Origin of the sequence: Aquamicrobium soli (assembly GCF_042646345.1) — a bacterium.
GTDB lineage: Bacteria > Pseudomonadota > Alphaproteobacteria > Rhizobiales > Rhizobiaceae > Mesorhizobium > Mesorhizobium soli_A.
Genome location: NZ_JBHRTK010000001.1, coordinates 258417 through 275298 on the forward strand (window position 1 = coordinate 258417; position 16882 = coordinate 275298).

Below are 16882 nucleotides of genomic sequence, written 5' to 3' on the forward strand. Positions count from 1 at the left end.
GTCCAGCTTCGGGATCGAAGGCAAGGACCCGCCGCAGGACCGAATCCAACGCCAGGTGATTGCGAAGTCGGAGGGCGCGCTTCGACGAGGGCCGTCTGGCGGTCCCTGCGGCGTTCGATCCGGATGCGATCAAGGCGCTACGCGAAAAGAATCATGTCAGCCAGCCGGTCTTCGCGCGCTATCTGAACACGTCGGAGTCAACGGTGCAGCAGTGGGAGACCGGCGCTAAGCGGCCGAGGGGGCTGGCGCTGAAATTGCTCTCGGTGGTGCAAAAGCACGGTTCGCGTGTGCTCAGCTAGCGCTTAGCAATAGTGGCCGGTAAAGCCGGACGACGAATTGGGAGAGGCCGAGAGCATGAAGACAGCGGCTGCCCTGTTTGATCTGTTCGATGACGCCCCACCGCTCGCGGGAAGTTCCGCGCTCTGACGGTGCTCATGTTCGAACTCCTGACGTTTGGAATGCGGCTTGTGACCTCGACCAGGATCAACCGACCGGGAAGTAGTGTCCGTTGTCCATGTCGGCGATCAGACCTGGCTGAACGGGTCTCCAACCGAGAGTCTGGCGGGTGATGAGGCTGGACGCCGGGACGTCCAGCGTGACCAAATTCGCGAGGAACCCGAAGTATCCCGGCAGCATCAGGACGTCTGCGGGAATGGGCACGGCGGGGAGGCCCAAACGACCGCCAATAGCTTCGGCGATCTCGCGGAACGGAACACCCTCGTCGGCAACCGCGTGCCAGTTTTTGCCGGCTGGGGCCTTCTCCAGCGCCAATCGGAATAATGAGGCGAGATCGCGAGCGTGCACCGCTGACCACCGGTTTGCGCTGTCTCCGAGGTAGCCGACGACGCCTTTCTCCTTCGCGAGTCCGATCAGCAGTGGGAGGAACCCGGCATCGTCGGTCGCGCTATGTATGATGGGAGGAATTCGCACGACCGAAGACCGCACGCCCTCTTCCGCGAGGCGGATTACAGTCCTCTCCACGGTGTTGCGAACTCGCAACGTGCCTTTGTACGCATCGCCGCCGGTAAGGGCAGGGTCATCCTCGGTGGCTGGCTGGCTCAGGCCTTCCCAACTTGGCGAGCCAATGCTCCCTGATACGACCAGCGGCTTCCCAGTCCCTGCCAGCGCCTCGCCATAGGCGAGCATGATTTGGACCTCCGCCGCCGCCACGGCGTCAATGCCGCCGGATGGAAGCAGATCCTGCCTGTGCGCGACATGGATAACGCCGTCGGAATCCGCAGCCGCCGCCTTGAGCCCGTCGAAATCCTCGAGGTTGCCGCGACGAGCGTTCGCGCCGTGCGCGGTCACTTTCGCTGCCGCCGCGTCCGACCGGGCCAGAGCGGTGACCTCGTGGCCTGCGGTGATGAGCTGGGAGATGATGTATGGACCGGAATGACCGGTTCCCCCAGTGACGAAAACATGCATGGTATTGCTCCTTGTGGGCAGCATAAAAAAGTAGTGATACGGGCGTGCTCAGCCGTCGAACTTGACCAGGTCCTTGAAGATCAGGTGACCCCAGCTGTTTCCGCGCCCTTGGACCAGCAGCCCACCTCCCGACAACCCGCCGAGTTTGACGGGTGCGAAACCGAGCTTTTCTGCAAGCCCAGCAACCTCCGTCGCCGCATCTTCATCGTCGCTTGCCAGGAACACGACCCGCCTGCCACCATGCACGGCCGGATCCTGAGCGAGGACCGCAGCGACCAGATGGTTGAAGCCCTTGACCAGTCTTGAACCAGTGAATGCCTGGCTGACGAAGCGGGAAGACGGTTGCCCTCCTAGTTTCTCAGGGGACACGCCATATGCGTTGGTCACGTCGATGATGGTCTTGCCCTGCCAGGTGGGCAGCGCCTTCGCGACATCTAAGTGTTGTTCGAAACGGACCGCCAGAAAGATAATGTCCGCCTTGACGGCTTCGGCCAACTTTTTGGGAAGGATCGTCGGCCCTATCGCGGCCGCTTTCGATGCAAAACTTGCCGGGTCGTGCGTGGTCGCAACGGATACTTCGATGCCGTTGCGGGCAAACGCCCTGGCCAGAGCCTGGCCGATATTGCCGAAACCGATAATTGCGTAGCTCATATTTCTTCTCTTCAGGTTTGCCGAGCGACGGCCCGGCGTGGAACTCAGATCTGCGCCAAGCCACCGTCGACGGCGACCTCGCTGGCGGTCATGAAGCTGCTGTCTGACGACGCGAGAAAGGCAGCCGCCGCTCCGATTTCCGCCGGTTCGGCAATGCGCTGGAGCGGGTTCATCGAGGCGAAGACCCTCATGCCCTCCTCGCCTGCCGCTTCCTTGGCGAGTTCGGTCGCTGTCGGCCCGGGCGACAGCACGTTAACTCGGATGCCGGTGCCTTTCAGGTCCTCCGCCCAGGTCCGCGCCAGATTGCGCACCGCCGCCTTGCTCGCGCTGTAGGCGCTGAACGCCGGGGCACCGGTGGTGCCGGCGCTCGATCCCGTCAGGATAATCGAACCGCCCTGGCTCATCAGCGGCAGCGCCTTCTGGACCGTGAAGATCGTACCCTTCACATTGGTGTCGAAAGTTTCGTCAATGTGCGCGGCGGTGATCTCGCCGAGGGGGAGCAGACTTCCTGTCCCGGCATTGGCGAAAACGATGTCGAGAGTTCCGCGCTCGGCCTTCACCGCCGCGTAGAGCCGGTCGAGGTCGGCCGGATCGGAAACCGAGCCCCTCACGGCGCGCGCCTTGGTTCCCAGTTCGGCCACAGCGGTGTCGAGCGCTTCCTGCCGACGGCCGAAAATAAAGACAAAGGCACCCTCTGCAATGAAGCGCTTTGCTGCGGCGAGGCCGATGCCGGTAGCGCCACCTGTGATGACTGCAACCTTACCTTCAAGCTTTCCCATGACTTTCCCTTTCGTGGTGTCGGGACAGCATCTGGCCCCGAGAACCTCGAAATGGGTCCGCCGGCGTTCGTTGTTGAGTGCGGAAGTGCGCATATCAGTGGTGCGAAATCGATCCGGCAGGGCGACTGTCGCCAGCCGCGACGATCGCTATCCATCTCCCGGAAGCGGGCCGCGCGCCGGCATATGCTATAACGGCCGCCCTTGTTGCCGTTCGGCGTGTTAGATACGGGCTTTGGAAGGCGCACCATGCGGTGCGGGGTTGCACCATGATCGACTGGGAAGACGTTCGCTACTTTCTTGCGGTCGCGCGAGGAGGCTCGGTCCGAGCCGCCGCCGAGCGCCTCGGAGTAAACCACTCGACCGTGCTGCGACGCATCGCCCAGCTCGAGCAAGGGTTGGGGGCGCAGATGTTCGAAAAGCTGCCCTCTGGCTACCGGCTGATTTCTGCGGGCGAGGAGGTCCTGGAGTTCGCGGAGCAGATGGAGGCGTCGTCGCATTTGCTGGAGACGCGAATCTTCGGCCGCGATCAGAGTGCGCGCGGACTTTTGCGGGTGACGCTTCCGCCGTTCCTGGCCACACACCTGCTCATGCCCGATCTCGCCGACTTCGCGCGTCGGCATCGCGACATCGAGATGGAAATCCTGTCGTCCGGCGAGGTGGCTAACCTGACAAACCGGCAGGCCGACGTCGCGATCCGCATTGTCGCCGACCGCAAGACCCTGCCGCTCAATCTTCACGGCCTCAAGGGACCGGAACTGTTCAGCGGCGTATACATTTCTCGCGATCGACTGGCCGCGTGGCGTGCGGGTGCGGCGGATCCCATCCGTTGGATCGTCATAGACGATCGTGGAGTTCCGGACTGGGCGCGGGAGTGTGAGATCCACGCCACGGGCGTTCCGTTCAGGGCTCCGGACGCCGAGACGCAGATCGCTGCAGTACAGCAAGGGGTCGGGATGACGAAACTGCCGTGCTTCGTCGGGGATGCAGACCCCCTGCTGGTGAGGGTGCCGAGCACTAACCTGCCCATGGGTGGAACGCTCTGGATTCTCACGCAGGGCGAGACACGCAAGACAAAGCGCGTGCGGCTCTTCACCGGGTTCCTATCCCGCAGGCTTGCCGCTTACGCGCCGCTTCTCGCGGGACTGTCTGTATTGGGCGGCTGATCAGAGCCGGTCGCCGACGACGCTTGCAGTGAAGCGGATAGTCTGGCGGACATCCACCTATCAGAGGCCTCTACGCTGGTGACTTTCTCCCAAGTACCGCTGCTGGTGCAGAGGTGATTACGGATACCGGTGTCAGTCGTGTGCGCCGACCGAGCGACACCACTGCGGCGAGCATACCTCGGCACAAGGAACGTTACATGACGGCGGCGAAACGCGAGTTCGCGCAGCGTACCGAAAGCATCATCACTTGCCGGTGGGAGCCGGGTGTCAACGGCCTACCCCTTCCTCGAAACCGGTCAGCACGCCAACCGCATTGACGCCGATCTCCTCGACCGCATAGCCACCTTCCATGACGAAAAGCGTCGGCAGGCCGAGGCGCGCAATGCGCCGGCCGATCTTCGGGTAATCGGCGCTTGTCAGCCTGAACTCACTTATCGGATCCTTTTCGAACGTATCGACGCCGACTGATACCACCATCGCGTCGGGCGCGTAGGCGATAAGCTTCGAGCAGGCATCGTCCAGCGCTACGCTCCAGGTATCGAACGCCGTGCCGAACGGCATCGGGTAGTTGAGATTGAAACCTTCGCCGACGCCTTCGCCCTTCTCGTCGGCATGGCCGAGGAAAAAGGGATATTCGGTTGCCGGGTCGGCGTGCAGATTAATGACCTGAATGTCGTTGCGGGAATAGAAGATCTGTTGGGTGCCGTTGCCGTGATGATAGTCGACGTCGAGGATCGACACGCGTGACGCGCCCTGGTCGCGATACCATTGCGCAACGACAGCGGCGTTATTGATGTAGCAGTAGCCGCCCATAAAGGCGTCGCCGGCATGATGGCCGGGCGGGCGGCAGAGCGCAAAGGCGGCGCGTTCGCCGTTCTTGACCAGCGCGGCGGCCGTGAGCGCTACGTCATAGGACGATTTGACAGCCTCCCAGGTGCCCTTCACGACCGGCGCGCCCCCATCGAAGGCGTAGAAGCCAAGCTGCGCGTCGATGGTCTTCGGCAGCACGTCGCCGCGTAGGCCGCGCGTCGGCCAGGTGAAGGGAATAGCCGAGCCGGAGCGGCCGGAAGCCTCCCAGGCCGGATAGACCGTGGGCAGGAAATCGACGTAATCGGGGCGGTGGACGCGTTTGGCGGCGACGAGGTCATGCGGCTCGGGCGCAAGTATTGATCCCAGTTTCTCACTTTCGACGCGGGCACGGATGATTTCCGCGCGCGACGGCTTCTCGAAGCCGGGCACGATGGCGCCCGAGATCAGTTCCATTGTGCCGGCATGTCCGGCGTGAAGGGGCGAGTAGACAGTCTTCATATGGTTTCATCCAGATGAACAAGGATCGGGCAAATCGAGATGCGGTAGGAGTAGTGCCAACCACATCGTTTCGAGGTCGTTCTTGATGAGGTCGAAGGTCCTGTGGTTCTTCCGCACGGCGATCGTCAGGGCTATGTGTCCGACTTCCATCATGACATGACCTAGCCGCGTGGCGTCTTCGAGCGGAAGCTCCGGATTAATCTTGCACAGCCATGCCGCATAGAGTGCGATGTTCTTCTCGTCATATTCCAGAATAATGTGCTTGAGGCCGGGGTCTAGCGTTATCGCCTCCAGCACTGGCATCAGGTTAGCGCTGTCCAAATAATGGTGTGCAATCTCGTCGAGATAGTCGTGCAGGGCCCGCCTGAAAGTCGCGACGGTCGCCGGCGCCTGCACGCGCGCGGCGATCAAGGTCGGAAAAACCGCCAACCAGTTGCGGGCGAGGTCGAGAATGATGGCCTGCTTGTTGGGATAGTATTGATAGATCGAGCCGACCGACAGCCCGGCGCGCTGGGCGATGGCAAGCGTCGTCGGTGCTTTGGTTCCCTGTTTGCGGATCAGGACCAGCGCCGCATCGAGGATCCGGTCTACGACCCTGCTCGACCGTTCCTGTTGCGGCTTCCTGCGCGGTTCCAATGTCATCGCCAAGGTCGCCACATGGCCGCGCCCCGCGCTCCACCTTCCGGGAATCCGGGATTCGCTGATCGCCTTTTTTGCCCTCGATCGGGTGCGCCGCCCGTGGTCCACCGGGGCAGTCCTTTATTGACAAACACGAATAAATAGTCGCATTTTTTCATCAGGCTGTCTGCCGAAAATTTGCGAGGGTGGCCCGCCGTCAAACCGGAGTCGCGATGACAGACCGCAGCGCCGACCTCATCGTCACCAACGGCCGTGTCCTGACCATGGACGAGGGCTGCCCGGCGGCGCAGGCGGTAGCTGTCAGGGATGGACTGATCCTTGCCGTCGGGGCCTGCGCCGCCATTGAGGCGTTGAGGGGCCCGGCGACGCAGGTCATCGACGCGCGAGGCTGCTCCGTTGTTCCAGGCTTCATCGAAGCGCATATGCATTTGTTTTCGGGCGCGGCCGAACTTGCCCACCTCCAGCTTGCCGGTGTGCACGGTTTCGATGCACTGCGTGACGCGATCCGGGTCTACGCCGCCCAAAGACCGGAGGCGAGGATGCTGGTCGGGCAAGGGGCCGACTATACGGTACTCGGCGACGAACCGGTGACGCGAAAGCATCTCGATGCGATCGTACCCGACCGGCCGTTCTGCATGGCCGCGCCTGACCACCATACGATGTGGGCCAACACCATGGCGCTGGAACAGGCCGGCGTGCTTCATGGCCGCGCGCTCGGCCCCGGCAACGAGATCGTCATGGGCGAGGATGGGCTGGCCAATGGCGAATTGCGTGAAAACGAGGCGTTCGGGCCGGTTTTGGCGCTGGCCGGCGAACAGCGCGTGCGGCTCGGCCTTTCGACCGGTGGCGAGCCGGACCCAGTGCCATCGGCGGAGGAACGGGCGAGCGACCGCGCCATCATGCGGCGTGGACTAGCCTGGTGTGCCAGGCACGGCATCACCTCCATCCACAACATGGACGGCAATCTCTATCAACTGGAACTGCTCGCCGATATCGATGCCGAGGAAGGCCTGCCCTGCCGGGTGAGGGTACCTTTCCATTTCAAGAATTTCATGGACCTGGCCATGCTTGACAAGGCCGCGATGATGGCCGAGCGCTTCCGTTCGGACCGGCTCGCCTCGGGTACGGTCAAGGTGTTCTACGACGGCGTGCTGGATTCCTGGACGGCGGTGATGCTGGAGCCTTATGCCGACCGGTCGGACTGGCTGGGGGAGCCGCTGTTTTCGCCGGAGCGCTTCAAGGAACTCGCCGTCGAGATCGACCGGCGCGGCTTGCAGATTGCCGTGCATTCGATCGGCGACGGTGCGGTGCGCGCGGTGCTCGATGGCTATGAGGCGGCCCGCAAGGCCAACGGCGTGCGCGACAGTCGCCACCGCGTCGAGCATATCGAGGTGGTCTCGGCCACCGATGTGCCGCGCTTCGCCGAACTCGGCGCCATCGCCTCCATGCAGCCGCCGCATCCGCCGGGCGCTATGGGTTTTCCGCTGGAGCCGACTGTCTCGCGCATTGGCCGGGCGCGCTGGCCGCTCTCCTATGCCTGGCGCACGCTCAAGGAGGCCGGCGCGCATGTCGTCTTCGCTTCCGACTGGCCGGTGTCGCCGATCGACCCGATTCGTGGCATGCAGGCGGCGATCCTGCGCGAGCGGTGGGCAGAGACCGATCCCGACCAGAGCTTTACGCTGATGGAATCGCTTGCCGCCTACACCGTGGAAGGCGCCTATGCCGAATTCGCCGAGAATACCAAGGGACGGCTGAAACCCGGCTTCATGGCCGACTTGGTCGTTTTGTCAGCCGACGTCGAGCAGACGTCGCCGCAGGATCTGCATCGGGTGCAGCCGGTCGCAACGGTCTGCGGCGGCAAGGTTACCTATCGTGCCTGACCGGAAGGCGAGTGCATTTCAACGCATTGCCGGGCAAAAGCCCGGTTGCCAACCCGCCTGCGCTGTGATGACAATCGGCCATGGGAACCAAACCTGCCGTGAAAGAGCAGGCTCACACAACGGGGTGGCGCGTGGCCGAGCGACCCGATAGAAATGCCATCGAAGTGCGGGACGTCCGCAAGGTCTTCGGCGCCGGGGAAAATGCCGTCGTGGCCTTGGCGACCGTCTCCGTTTCGATCCACAAAAACGAGTTTTTCACGCTGCTGGGGCCTTCCGGCTGCGGCAAGACCACGCTGCTTCGCCTGATCGCCGGCTTCGACTATCCGAGCGCGGGCGAAATCCTGCTCTATGGTGACGACATCGCGTTGCTGCCGCCCTACAAGCGACCGGTTAACACGGTGTTCCAGTCTTATGCCCTGTTTCCGCACATGACGGTGGCGCAGAATATCGGCTTCGGGCTGGAGATGCTGAACAAGCCAAAGGCGCAAGTGAAGGCGCGTGTCGCCGAGATGCTGAAGCTGGTGCGCATGGAGCAGCTTGCCAACCGCCGCACCAGCCAGATTTCGGGCGGCCAGCAGCAGCGTGTGGCACTGGCGCGCGCGCTGGCGCCGCAGCCGAAGGTGCTGTTGCTGGACGAGCCGCTCTCCGCGCTCGATTACAAGCTTCGCAAGGACATGCAGATCGAGCTGAAACGGCTCCAAGGCGAGACGGGCATCACCTTTATCTTCGTCACCCATGACCAGGAAGAGGCGCTGACCATGTCTGACCGCATCGCGGTGATGTCGGCCGGACGCATCCTCCAGGTCGGTGCGCCGCGCGACATCTACGACCGCCCGGCGGAACGCTTCGTCGCCAACTTCATCGGCGAGAGCAATTTTCTCAAGGGCGAGACGATCGGCGCGGCCGGCGGCCAAGCGACGGTGAAACTGTCGTCGGGCGCTAAAATTCTCGCCTCGCTGCCCAAGGGTTTTTCGCCATCGGGAAGCATCACCATCGCTATTCGGCCGGAGCATGCCCAGCTTGCCGCCGCCGACGGAGACGCCGCGTTGCGCGGAACGGTGGAAAATATCGTCTATCTCGGCACCGACACGCATTTTCATCTGCGCCTCGACGACGGCGAGCCTTTCATCGTGCGACGACAGAACGCGCGCGGCAAGATGGACGGTTTGGCGCAGGGTAGTCGCGCCGGCGTCCTGATCGGGGCCGATGCCGCGCAGGTCCTGAAGGATTGACGATGGCGAGCGCCGAGGAAATCGCCCGCGCCGCCGACCGCAAGGACATCCGTAATCGCTGGCTGCTCTCGGCGCCGGCGCTTGTCATCATCCTGGTAGCCGCCACCGGACCGCTGCTCATCGTACTTGTCTATTCGTTCCTCACATCGGCCGCCTATGGCGGGGTGGAATGGAAATTCTCGCCTGATGCATGGATTTCGGTGCTTGTCGAACGCGATATCTTCGACGATACGCTTTCTTTGGCCGACGCCAACATCACCATCTTCTGGCGCTCGGTGAAACTGGCGCTGATGACCACGCTGGTCACGCTGATCCTCGGGTTTCCGACCGCCTATTTCATGGCTACGCGCGCCGAGAAGACGCGCGACCTCTGGCTTTTCCTCATCACCATTCCGTTCTGGACGAACCTGTTGATCCGCACCTTCGCGGTGCTGCAGATCATTCGCAACGAAGGCATAATCAACACGCTCCTGATCAAGGCCGGCTTCATTTCGTCGCCGATCCAGATACTGTTCACCGACACCGCCATCCTGATCGGCATGGCGTATGTCTACCTGCCGTTGATGGTGCTGCCTATTTACGCCTCGATGGAGAAGCTGGACTTCCGTCTGGTCGAGGCCGGCTACGACCTCTACGCGTCGCGCTGGCAGGTGCTGCGGCGCATCATCTTCCCGCTGGTCAAACCAGGCGTCATCGCCGGTTCCATACTCGTCTTCATTCCGGCCGTCGGCGCCTATGTCACGCCAAGCATCCTCGGCGGTGGCAAGAACATGATGATTTCCAACTTCATCGAGCTGCAATTTGGTCAGGCGCGCAACTGGCCGCTCGGTGCGGCGCTGGCGATCACAGTGATGGTGGTGGTGATGATCGCGCTGCTGGTCTATGTGCGCAATGCGGGAACCGGGGAGGTCCGCCGTGACTAGGCCGTTTTCCATACGCCACCAGCCGGGCTTCACCACAATAGCTGCGATCTGCTTCTTCGCGCTCTATCTGCCGATTCTCGTCTTGGTGGTCTATGCTTTCAACGCCGCCACATCGACCTCGGAATGGGGCGGCCTTTCGCTGAAATGGTTCAAGTCGGCCGCGCAAAACACCCAGGTGATCGACGCCACCATCCGTTCCTTCCAGATCGCTGCCATTGCAGCGGTGCTCGCCACCCTTGCGGGGACGATGGCGGCGCTCGCCACCACGCGAACGCCGCCCTATCCGGGACTGACCTTCAAATATGCCGCCATCAACCAGCCGCTGATGGTGCCTGAGATTGTTACCGCCGTGGCGCTTCTAATTTTCTTCTCGCGGGTAAAAATCTTTACCGGCTATTCCGGCCTCGGCTACCTGATCGCGGCGCACACCGCGTTCTGCATCCCGTTTGCCTACCTGCCGATCCGGGCGCGGCTGGAAAACATGGACCTGACGCTGGAACGGGCGGCGGCCGACCTATACGCCACGCCTTGGCGCGCCTTCCGGCGCGTGACGCTGCCGCTTCTATGGCCGGGCATCCTGGCCGGGCTGATGCTTGCCTTCGTCATCTCGCTCGACGACGTGGTTATCACCGAGTTCGTCAAGTCGGGCGGGCAGGACACATTGCCCACCTACATGCTGGGCCAGATCAGGCGCGGCATCACGCCTGAGATCAACGCGATATCGACCGCCTTCCTGCTGTTGTCGGTCCTCATCGTCACGTTGTTTTTCTTCATCAGCAGCAAAAGAAACTAGCTTTGAAACCGGGAGGAAGAACCATGAATTGGAAGATGAAAACGGGCGCCGTGGCCGTGGCGCTTATAGCCTCGACGGCGCTCGCACACGCCGAAGGCGTCCTCAACATCTATAACTGGGGCAACTACACCAGCCCCGACGTGATCAAGAAATTCGAGGAGAAGTACGACGTCAAGGTGACGATCACCGACTATGATTCCAACGATACGGCACTGGCCAAGGTGCGGCAGGGCGGCACCGGCTTCGACATCGCGGTTCCCTCGCAGACTTTCGTGCCGATCTGGATCAAGGAAGGCCTCGTCCTCGAAACCGATCCGACCACGATGGAGAACTTCAAGAACGTCGCGCCGGAATGGGTTAATCCCGACTTCGATCCTGGCCGCAAATATTCTGTGCCGTGGGCCTGGGGCACCATCGGCATCGTCGTCAATACCGATGCCTACAAGGGGCCGTCCGACAGCTGGGGCATCATCTTCGATACGCCGGATGAACTAAAGGGCAAGGTAAACGTCGTGCCGGAAATGAACGATGTGCTGTTTGCGGCGACGAAATATGTCGGCGGCGAGCAGTGCACCGACGACAAGGCTGTGCTGAAGAAGGTGCGCGATACGCTGGTGGCGGCCAAGCCGAACTGGATCGCGATGGAATACAACACCATCGAAAAAATGGGAGCCGGCGATTTCAAGGCGACCAGCGACTGGAACGGCTCGGCGCTGCGCCAGCGGCTCGCCAACCCGGCGATCCACTTTTTCTATCCGAAGGAAGGCTACGGCATCTGGAGCGACAACGTCGTAGTGCTGAAGGAAGCCAAGAACGTCGAGAATGCCAAGCTGTTCATGAACTTCATCATGGATCCCGAGAACGCCGCCGGTTTGTCGGCCTTTCATCGCTATGCCAACGGCATTGCCGGGTCGGACAAGTTCATGCCGGCCGACATGAAGGACGCCCCCGAGGTCGTTATCCCCGAGGAAGCGAAAGCGCGTGGCGAATTGCAGCGTCTGTGCTCGCAGGAAGTGCAGGACATCTATTCCAAAATCTGGACCGACCTGCAGAAGTAGCTTCACCCGGGGCCCGGTTCGCCGCGCCCCGACTGACGGCTTCCGGCGCGACCGCCTGCCGGCCTTGAGCGGGTAGGCGGCAGCCGCGTGTGTGAAAGGACGCACCATGACCGCCCCGACCGCGTTCGAACAGGCCTTCGGCTTTCCCCGAAAGGCTGTCACCCTCGCCAACTGGCGCACGAACCCCTACAGCCGCTGGGCCTTCCAGAATGTTGGCGAACTGGTGCCGAGCGCGGGTATAGAGACCTGCCTCGCTGCGACGCCGGAGACTCCACAGGTCGGCGACGAGTTGCTGCGGAACCCGGCGGGAACCAGTGCCGCCTCCGAGACGGTTGAAGCCTTTTTGCGGCGCTCTCACACCGATGCGCTGACGGTGATGAAGGGCGGGCGGTTCGTCGCCGACTGGAGCGCGTCGCACATGACGTTCGGCACGCGCCACATCGTCTTTTCGATCAGTAAGTCGCTGACGGCGCTGTTGGCCGGCATATTGGCGGGCGAGGGCCTGCTCGACCCTGATGCGCCGGTCACCCATTACGTCCCGGAAATAGCTGGCTCCGCCTACGGAGACGCCACGGTGCGGCATGTGCTCGACATGGTCGTCGCCGTCGATATCGAGGAGAGCTATCTCGACCCCGACAGCGCCTATGGCCGCTATCGCAAGGCGACGCTGTGGAATCCGGGCGGCGGCAGCGAGAGCATGCTGGCCTTCCTGGCCAACATCCCGCGGCTGAAGGAGCCGCATGGCGCGGTTTTTCGCTACCGCTCGCCCAACTCCGACCTGCTCGGCATCGTCGTCGAGCGGGCGGGCGGGCGTCGCATCCCCGACCTGATGCGCGAAAAGCTGTGGCGGCCGCTCGGAGCGAGGAGCAATGCCGCGATCACCGTCGATATGGAAGGGACGGCCCGAACCGCCGGGGGCGTATCGATGACCGCCCGCGATCTTGCCCGCGTCGGCGAAATGATGCGGCAGGGCGGCGTGATGGACGGCCGGCGTATCGTTCCCGAGGCTTGGGTGTGCGACACGGTGGCGGCCGGTGGCGACACTGCTGCGTGGCAGCGCGGCGACATGGCTTTCCTGTTTCCCAAAGGCCGCTACCGCAACAAGTGGTACCAGATGGGCGATGGCGCTTATTGCGGCATCGGCATCCACGGCCAGTGGCTCTTTGTGGAGCCGCAATCTGAGGTAGTCATCGTCAAGATGTCGTCGCAACCCGAGCCGGTGGACGATGCACTCGACCAGGACTGCGTGGCTTTCTTCCGTCACATGGCGAAACTGTGCGCCTCGGCGTGAACGCACATCAAGCCGCTGCAGGGGGAGCGCGCCTCAAATCAAAATCGCAGCTGTGATGCTGTGATGAGTTGCCGATGCAGATAATCGAAGCCCCGGTCCGCGTGATGCTGTCAGGACGGCTCCCAAACAAAGCATACCCCAGCGCGGTCGTCGCGCCTCCCAGGCAAAGGGCGCTAGCGTCGCCGGCGCGTTGCCAAAGCCAGGATCAACAAACAAAGGCCGGGGGCTGCGGTCAGCCCCGGGGCTGCCATCAATATCCAGTGCTCCGATGGCCTGCATCCCCAAGGCGGCCTGGAATATAGGAAAAGCGGTGCATAGACATGGTGTCGCCAACCATTGGCGGTGGCCGTCACGACGCGTGGCCACGGGTGCATCGCAAGGAAGACGCTCTCGAGCACAATACCAGCAAGGAGGAGATTGCTGAAGCACTCGGCGTCGCCATCGCGGTGAATGCGTGCGGCGTTCGTCTGTTCGACACGTCTTCTGGATTTGCGTGGACGAAATGAGCCAATCGCAACACTAGCGGCAGGCAACGGGAACTGGCATCCCCACCCTGACCGAATGTCTCCACCTTCGGCAGCGGCTAGAGCGGTTCAAGATTTGACGGAATCGGAGGGGATTCCCGATTTGTCGGATTTGTGATTCAAGATGCTGGCTGGAATGGAGGCCAGCATCTGATGGCGCGACCTCTTTCGGACGATCTTCGCGAACGGGTTGTGGCAGCGGTATTGAGTGGTGAGAGTCGCCGGTCGGCCGCCAAACGGTTCGGCATTTCGGTTTTGGCGGCGGTGAAGTTGTTGCAGCGTCATCGGGCGACTGGCTCGGTTGCGCCCGGCAAGATGGGTGGACATCGCAAGAGGGTGCTGGAGCCGCATCGTGCTTTCATCGAGGGCCGTCTGCGTGAAACACCGCATCTGACGCTGTATGGTCTGAAGGATGAGTTGGCCGCTCGCGGGGTCAAGGTCTCGCACAACGCGGTGTGGCAATTCCTGCGCCGCGAGGGCCTGAGCTTCAAAAAAAACGCTGTTCGCCCTTGAGCAGGCACGCGCCGATATTGCCCGCAGGCGCCAACGATGGCGATCCTGGCAGGCCGGCCTCGATCCCCAATGCCTGGTCTTCATCGACGAGACCTGGATCAAGACCAACATGGCTCCGCTGCGCGGCTGGGGGCCGAAGGGCAAGCGGCTGCGCGGCCTGGCTCCGTACAGCCACTGGCGCACGCTGACCTTCCTCGGCGCGCTGCGCTGGGATCGGCTCGCGGCGCCTTGCGTCTTCGACGGGCCGATCAACGGCCAATGCTTTCGCGCTTATGTCGAACAGCAGCTCATCACTGTGCTGAAGCCCGGCGATATCGTCGTCATGGATAACCTGGGAAGCCATAAGTCGGCGGCCATCAGGCAGATGATCAAGGCCGCTGGCGCCAGGCTCTGGTACCTGCCGCCCTACTCACCAGACCTCAATCCGATCGAGCAGGCCTTCGCCAAGATCAAGCACTGGATGCGCCAGGCACAGAAACGCACCGTCGAGGACACCTGGCGCCACATAGGCCACCTCGTCGAAACCATCGAGGCAGCCGAATGCAACAACTACTTCGCAAACGCCGGATACGCTTCCGTCAAAACGTGAAAGACTCTAGGACATCGACATTGACCGTCGCACTAGATGCCCTGATCGATGACTAGGGGCAGGCAGGCCGCCAGGCTCAATTCTACTTCTTCTCCCATCGTCAAACTTCCAGTCCTGCCTTCCTGCCTTCGAAGAAGGCGTAAGGCGCTTGCCTCGGCGCGGCGCTATCGCCGATCAGGCGCGTCGTCAGGCCCCGCTCCGCAAGGCCCGGCGCCAGCCAGTCCGCCGCGAAATTCGTCGTGGCCATGACCAGTGCATCAGCCTCGATAAAACGCCGCTCGGCGGTATTGTGGTCGAGGATGGTCGCACCGTTTCCATGCCATTCGGCGATGCTGGATTCGACAGTCCAGTCGACGCCGAGCTTGCGTAGTGCTTGGCGCATCGGAACGTCAGCTGCCGTTCTTTGCAGTTCTTTGCCGACAAAAGGGTCCGGGGTCACGATCGTGACCTGGTGGCCGTCCTCGGCCAGTTTCCAGGCCGTACCGCAGCCGCGCCAGCCGCCGCCTTCGTCAAGCAGGAGAACGTGGTGGCCGGGCCGCGCTTGGCGAGCCATGACGGCCTCGGCCGTGAACACGTTGTCTCTCTCGATACCAAGCATCCTATCAAGCGTTGGCAGTGCCTTCTGAAAGCCGGTTTCGGGAGAATAAGATCCCGTCGCGACGATGACGACGTCGGCTTCGGAAGGGTCGATATCCTGGGTCTCGATATAGGAATTGAGCCGAACCTCGACACCGAGCTTTTCTAGCTGGCGTTCATACCAGGCAATAAGATCAAGGATCTGCGCGCGCCGTGGCTGTATGCCTGCCAGCAGGAAATTGCCGCCGAGACGGCTCGATGCTTCGGCCAAAGTCACCGTATGGCCTCGCTCCGCCGAGACCCGCGCGGCTTCAAGCCCTGCTGGACCACCGCCTACGACGAACACTTTCTTTTTAACGGCGGCAGGAGTGAAACGATCGCCGCCCCATTCGAACTCACGTCCGGCCGAAGGATTGATGAGGCAACTGATCCAATAGTCACGCGAGCGGCGGCCCCAACACATCTGGTTGCACGAGATGCAGCCGCGGATATCTTCCGATCGCCCCTCGCCAGCTTTCCTGGCAAGATGCGGGTCAGCGATCTGGCCACGCACGATCGAAACCAAATCCGCAGAGCTCTCGCCAAGCACCGTTTCTGCGTTTTCCGGCGTCCGGATGTGGCTCTCGGCTGTAACCAGCGCGTTTCTGACCACGCCTTTTAAAACGGCCGCGAGATCGACGCCGAGTTTTTCCGGATAAAGAAAGGTCGGCATCAGCTTGTAGAAGTCGAGATAGCCACCCGATCCGCAGGTCACATAGTCCATTAGGCCCAGCTCATCGTGTAACCCGATGATCTCGGCAAGTTCCTCGCGCTGGAGAGCTACCTTCACGTCCGGCTCGTCGCTGACCGCAAGGCCAACGATAAAGTCCGGCCCGCAAACTTCCCGGATACGCGTGAGGATTTCCCGCGACATGCGCGTGCGATTTTCGAGTGAGCCACCCCATTGATCGTCACGCCGGTTGCACCAAGGGGTCCAGAACTGATCGACCATGCCAAGATAGGCAGCCCAGACTTCGACCCCATCGAAGCCAGCCTCCCGACATCGACGGGCGGCCTGTACGAACCCGTTGATCGTTTCCCAGATTTCCGCTTCCGTCATCGCATGCGAGCCGTCGCTGTCGTGATAACTGGGCAGTCCGGATGGCGACCAATGAGGATGGTAGGAGTTGTCGGAATCACCATGGGCGCCGATGTGGTAAAGTTGCTGGACCGCAACGGCCCCATTGCTCTTGATCGCCTCCGTCACGCGCCGAAAGTGGGGGATTACGCTATCATCGCATGGGCGGAAATTGCCGCGTGTCAGAACGGCCGCGGGATGCACCGGCATGGGCTCGACGACGATCATCGCAGCGCCGCCCAGGGCTCGTTCCGCATAATATGCCACGTGCCGTTCCGTGGGCACGCCATTTTCAGCCATATTGGCAGTATGTGCGCCGAATACGATGCGGTTGCGCAACGTACGCCCGCGTAGCGTGACAGGCGAAAACAGGTGGGGAAAGCTGTTCGGCATCGCGGCTTCCGGTTTCAGATTGTGAGTC

Annotated in this window: 15 protein-coding genes and 1 pseudogene; 10 read left to right on the forward strand and 6 right to left on the reverse strand. The window is 62.2% G+C overall.

The genetic code is table 11. From position 1 onward, the window contains the following. Positions 1-80 precede the first annotated feature (80 nt). Positions 81-299, forward strand: a pseudogene (locus tag ACFOHJ_RS01335) (helix-turn-helix domain-containing protein); the annotation flags it as partial. A gap of 184 nt (positions 300-483) precedes the next feature. Here ACFOHJ_RS01335 and ACFOHJ_RS01340 read toward each other — a convergent pair. The 3 genes from ACFOHJ_RS01340 to ACFOHJ_RS01350 are packed head-to-tail and all read right to left on the reverse strand — an operon-like array spanning position 484 to position 2855. After that, a complete protein-coding gene (locus tag ACFOHJ_RS01340; RefSeq protein ID WP_378217699.1) occupies positions 484-1425 on the reverse strand; it encodes an SDR family oxidoreductase in 942 nt (313 codons plus the stop codon). 48 nt (positions 1426-1473) lie between these two features. Continuing rightward, positions 1474-2076: an NADPH-dependent F420 reductase gene (locus tag ACFOHJ_RS01345; RefSeq protein WP_378217701.1), complete on the reverse strand. Its 603-nt coding sequence runs from the start codon at positions 2074-2076 to the stop codon at positions 1474-1476. A gap of 44 nt (positions 2077-2120) precedes the next feature. Further along, positions 2121-2855: an SDR family NAD(P)-dependent oxidoreductase gene (locus ACFOHJ_RS01350; protein WP_378217703.1), complete on the reverse strand. Its 735-nt coding sequence runs from the start codon at positions 2853-2855 to the stop codon at positions 2121-2123. A 266-nt stretch (positions 2856-3121) separates the two neighbouring features. Here ACFOHJ_RS01350 and ACFOHJ_RS01355 point away from each other — a divergent pair, with 266 nt between their 5' ends. Next, a complete protein-coding gene (locus ACFOHJ_RS01355; RefSeq protein ID WP_378217705.1) occupies positions 3122-4018 on the forward strand; it encodes a LysR family transcriptional regulator in 897 nt (298 codons plus the stop codon). 267 nt (positions 4019-4285) lie between these two features. Here ACFOHJ_RS01355 and ACFOHJ_RS01360 read toward each other — a convergent pair whose 3' ends face one another. Further along, positions 4286-5326, reverse strand: a complete 1041-nt coding sequence (locus tag ACFOHJ_RS01360) for a histone deacetylase family protein (RefSeq protein WP_378217707.1) — start codon at positions 5324-5326, stop codon at positions 4286-4288. A gap of 6 nt (positions 5327-5332) precedes the next feature. Then, positions 5333-5968, reverse strand: a complete 636-nt coding sequence (locus ACFOHJ_RS01365) for a TetR/AcrR family transcriptional regulator (RefSeq protein WP_378217709.1) — start codon at positions 5966-5968, stop codon at positions 5333-5335. Between the two features lie 209 nt (positions 5969-6177). Between ACFOHJ_RS01365 and ACFOHJ_RS01370 the strand changes: the two genes are divergently transcribed. From ACFOHJ_RS01370 to ACFOHJ_RS01405, 8 genes are all read left to right on the forward strand, one after another. Beyond that, a complete protein-coding gene (locus ACFOHJ_RS01370) occupies positions 6178-7845 on the forward strand; it encodes an amidohydrolase (protein ID WP_378217711.1) in 1668 nt (555 codons plus the stop codon). A gap of 131 nt (positions 7846-7976) precedes the next feature. Beyond that, a complete protein-coding gene (locus ACFOHJ_RS01375) occupies positions 7977-9077 on the forward strand; it encodes an ABC transporter ATP-binding protein (RefSeq protein WP_378217713.1) in 1101 nt (366 codons plus the stop codon). Between the two features lie 2 nt (positions 9078-9079). Beyond that, entirely contained in the window at positions 9080-10000 is a 921-nt protein-coding gene (locus ACFOHJ_RS01380; RefSeq protein WP_378217715.1) for an ABC transporter permease, read from the forward strand. After that, on the forward strand, positions 9993-10793 hold the full coding sequence (locus ACFOHJ_RS01385; protein ID WP_378217717.1) for an ABC transporter permease: 801 nt from the start codon (positions 9993-9995) through the stop codon (positions 10791-10793). Before ACFOHJ_RS01380 ends, ACFOHJ_RS01385 begins: the two co-directional genes overlap by 8 nt. 23 nt (positions 10794-10816) lie before the next feature. Next, positions 10817-11851, forward strand: coding sequence for an extracellular solute-binding protein (locus tag ACFOHJ_RS01390; RefSeq protein WP_378217719.1), 1035 nt, complete (start codon positions 10817-10819; stop codon positions 11849-11851). Positions 11852-11957: 106 nt separating this feature from the next. Continuing rightward, entirely contained in the window at positions 11958-13142 is a 1185-nt protein-coding gene (locus ACFOHJ_RS01395) for a serine hydrolase domain-containing protein (RefSeq protein ID WP_378217721.1), read from the forward strand. 320 nt (positions 13143-13462) lie between these two features. Then, the gene (locus tag ACFOHJ_RS01400) at positions 13463-13648 is read left to right on the forward strand and encodes a hypothetical protein (RefSeq protein WP_378217723.1); all 186 of its coding nucleotides are present in this window, start codon (positions 13463-13465) and stop codon (positions 13646-13648) included. Positions 13649-13819: 171 nt separating this feature from the next. Next, a protein-coding gene (locus tag ACFOHJ_RS01405; protein ID WP_378217725.1) for an IS630 family transposase occupies positions 13820-14768 on the forward strand; the annotation gives its coding sequence in 2 pieces (ribosomal slippage) (positions 13820-14155 and positions 14157-14768; 948 coding nt in all). Positions 14769-14868: 100 nt separating this feature from the next. On the opposite strand, the gene ACFOHJ_RS01410 is transcribed toward ACFOHJ_RS01405, so the two are convergent. Continuing rightward, complete coding sequence (locus ACFOHJ_RS01410; RefSeq protein WP_378217727.1) at positions 14869-16854, reverse strand: oxidoreductase; 1986 nt, start codon at positions 16852-16854, stop codon at positions 14869-14871. Positions 16855-16882 lie beyond the last annotated feature (28 nt).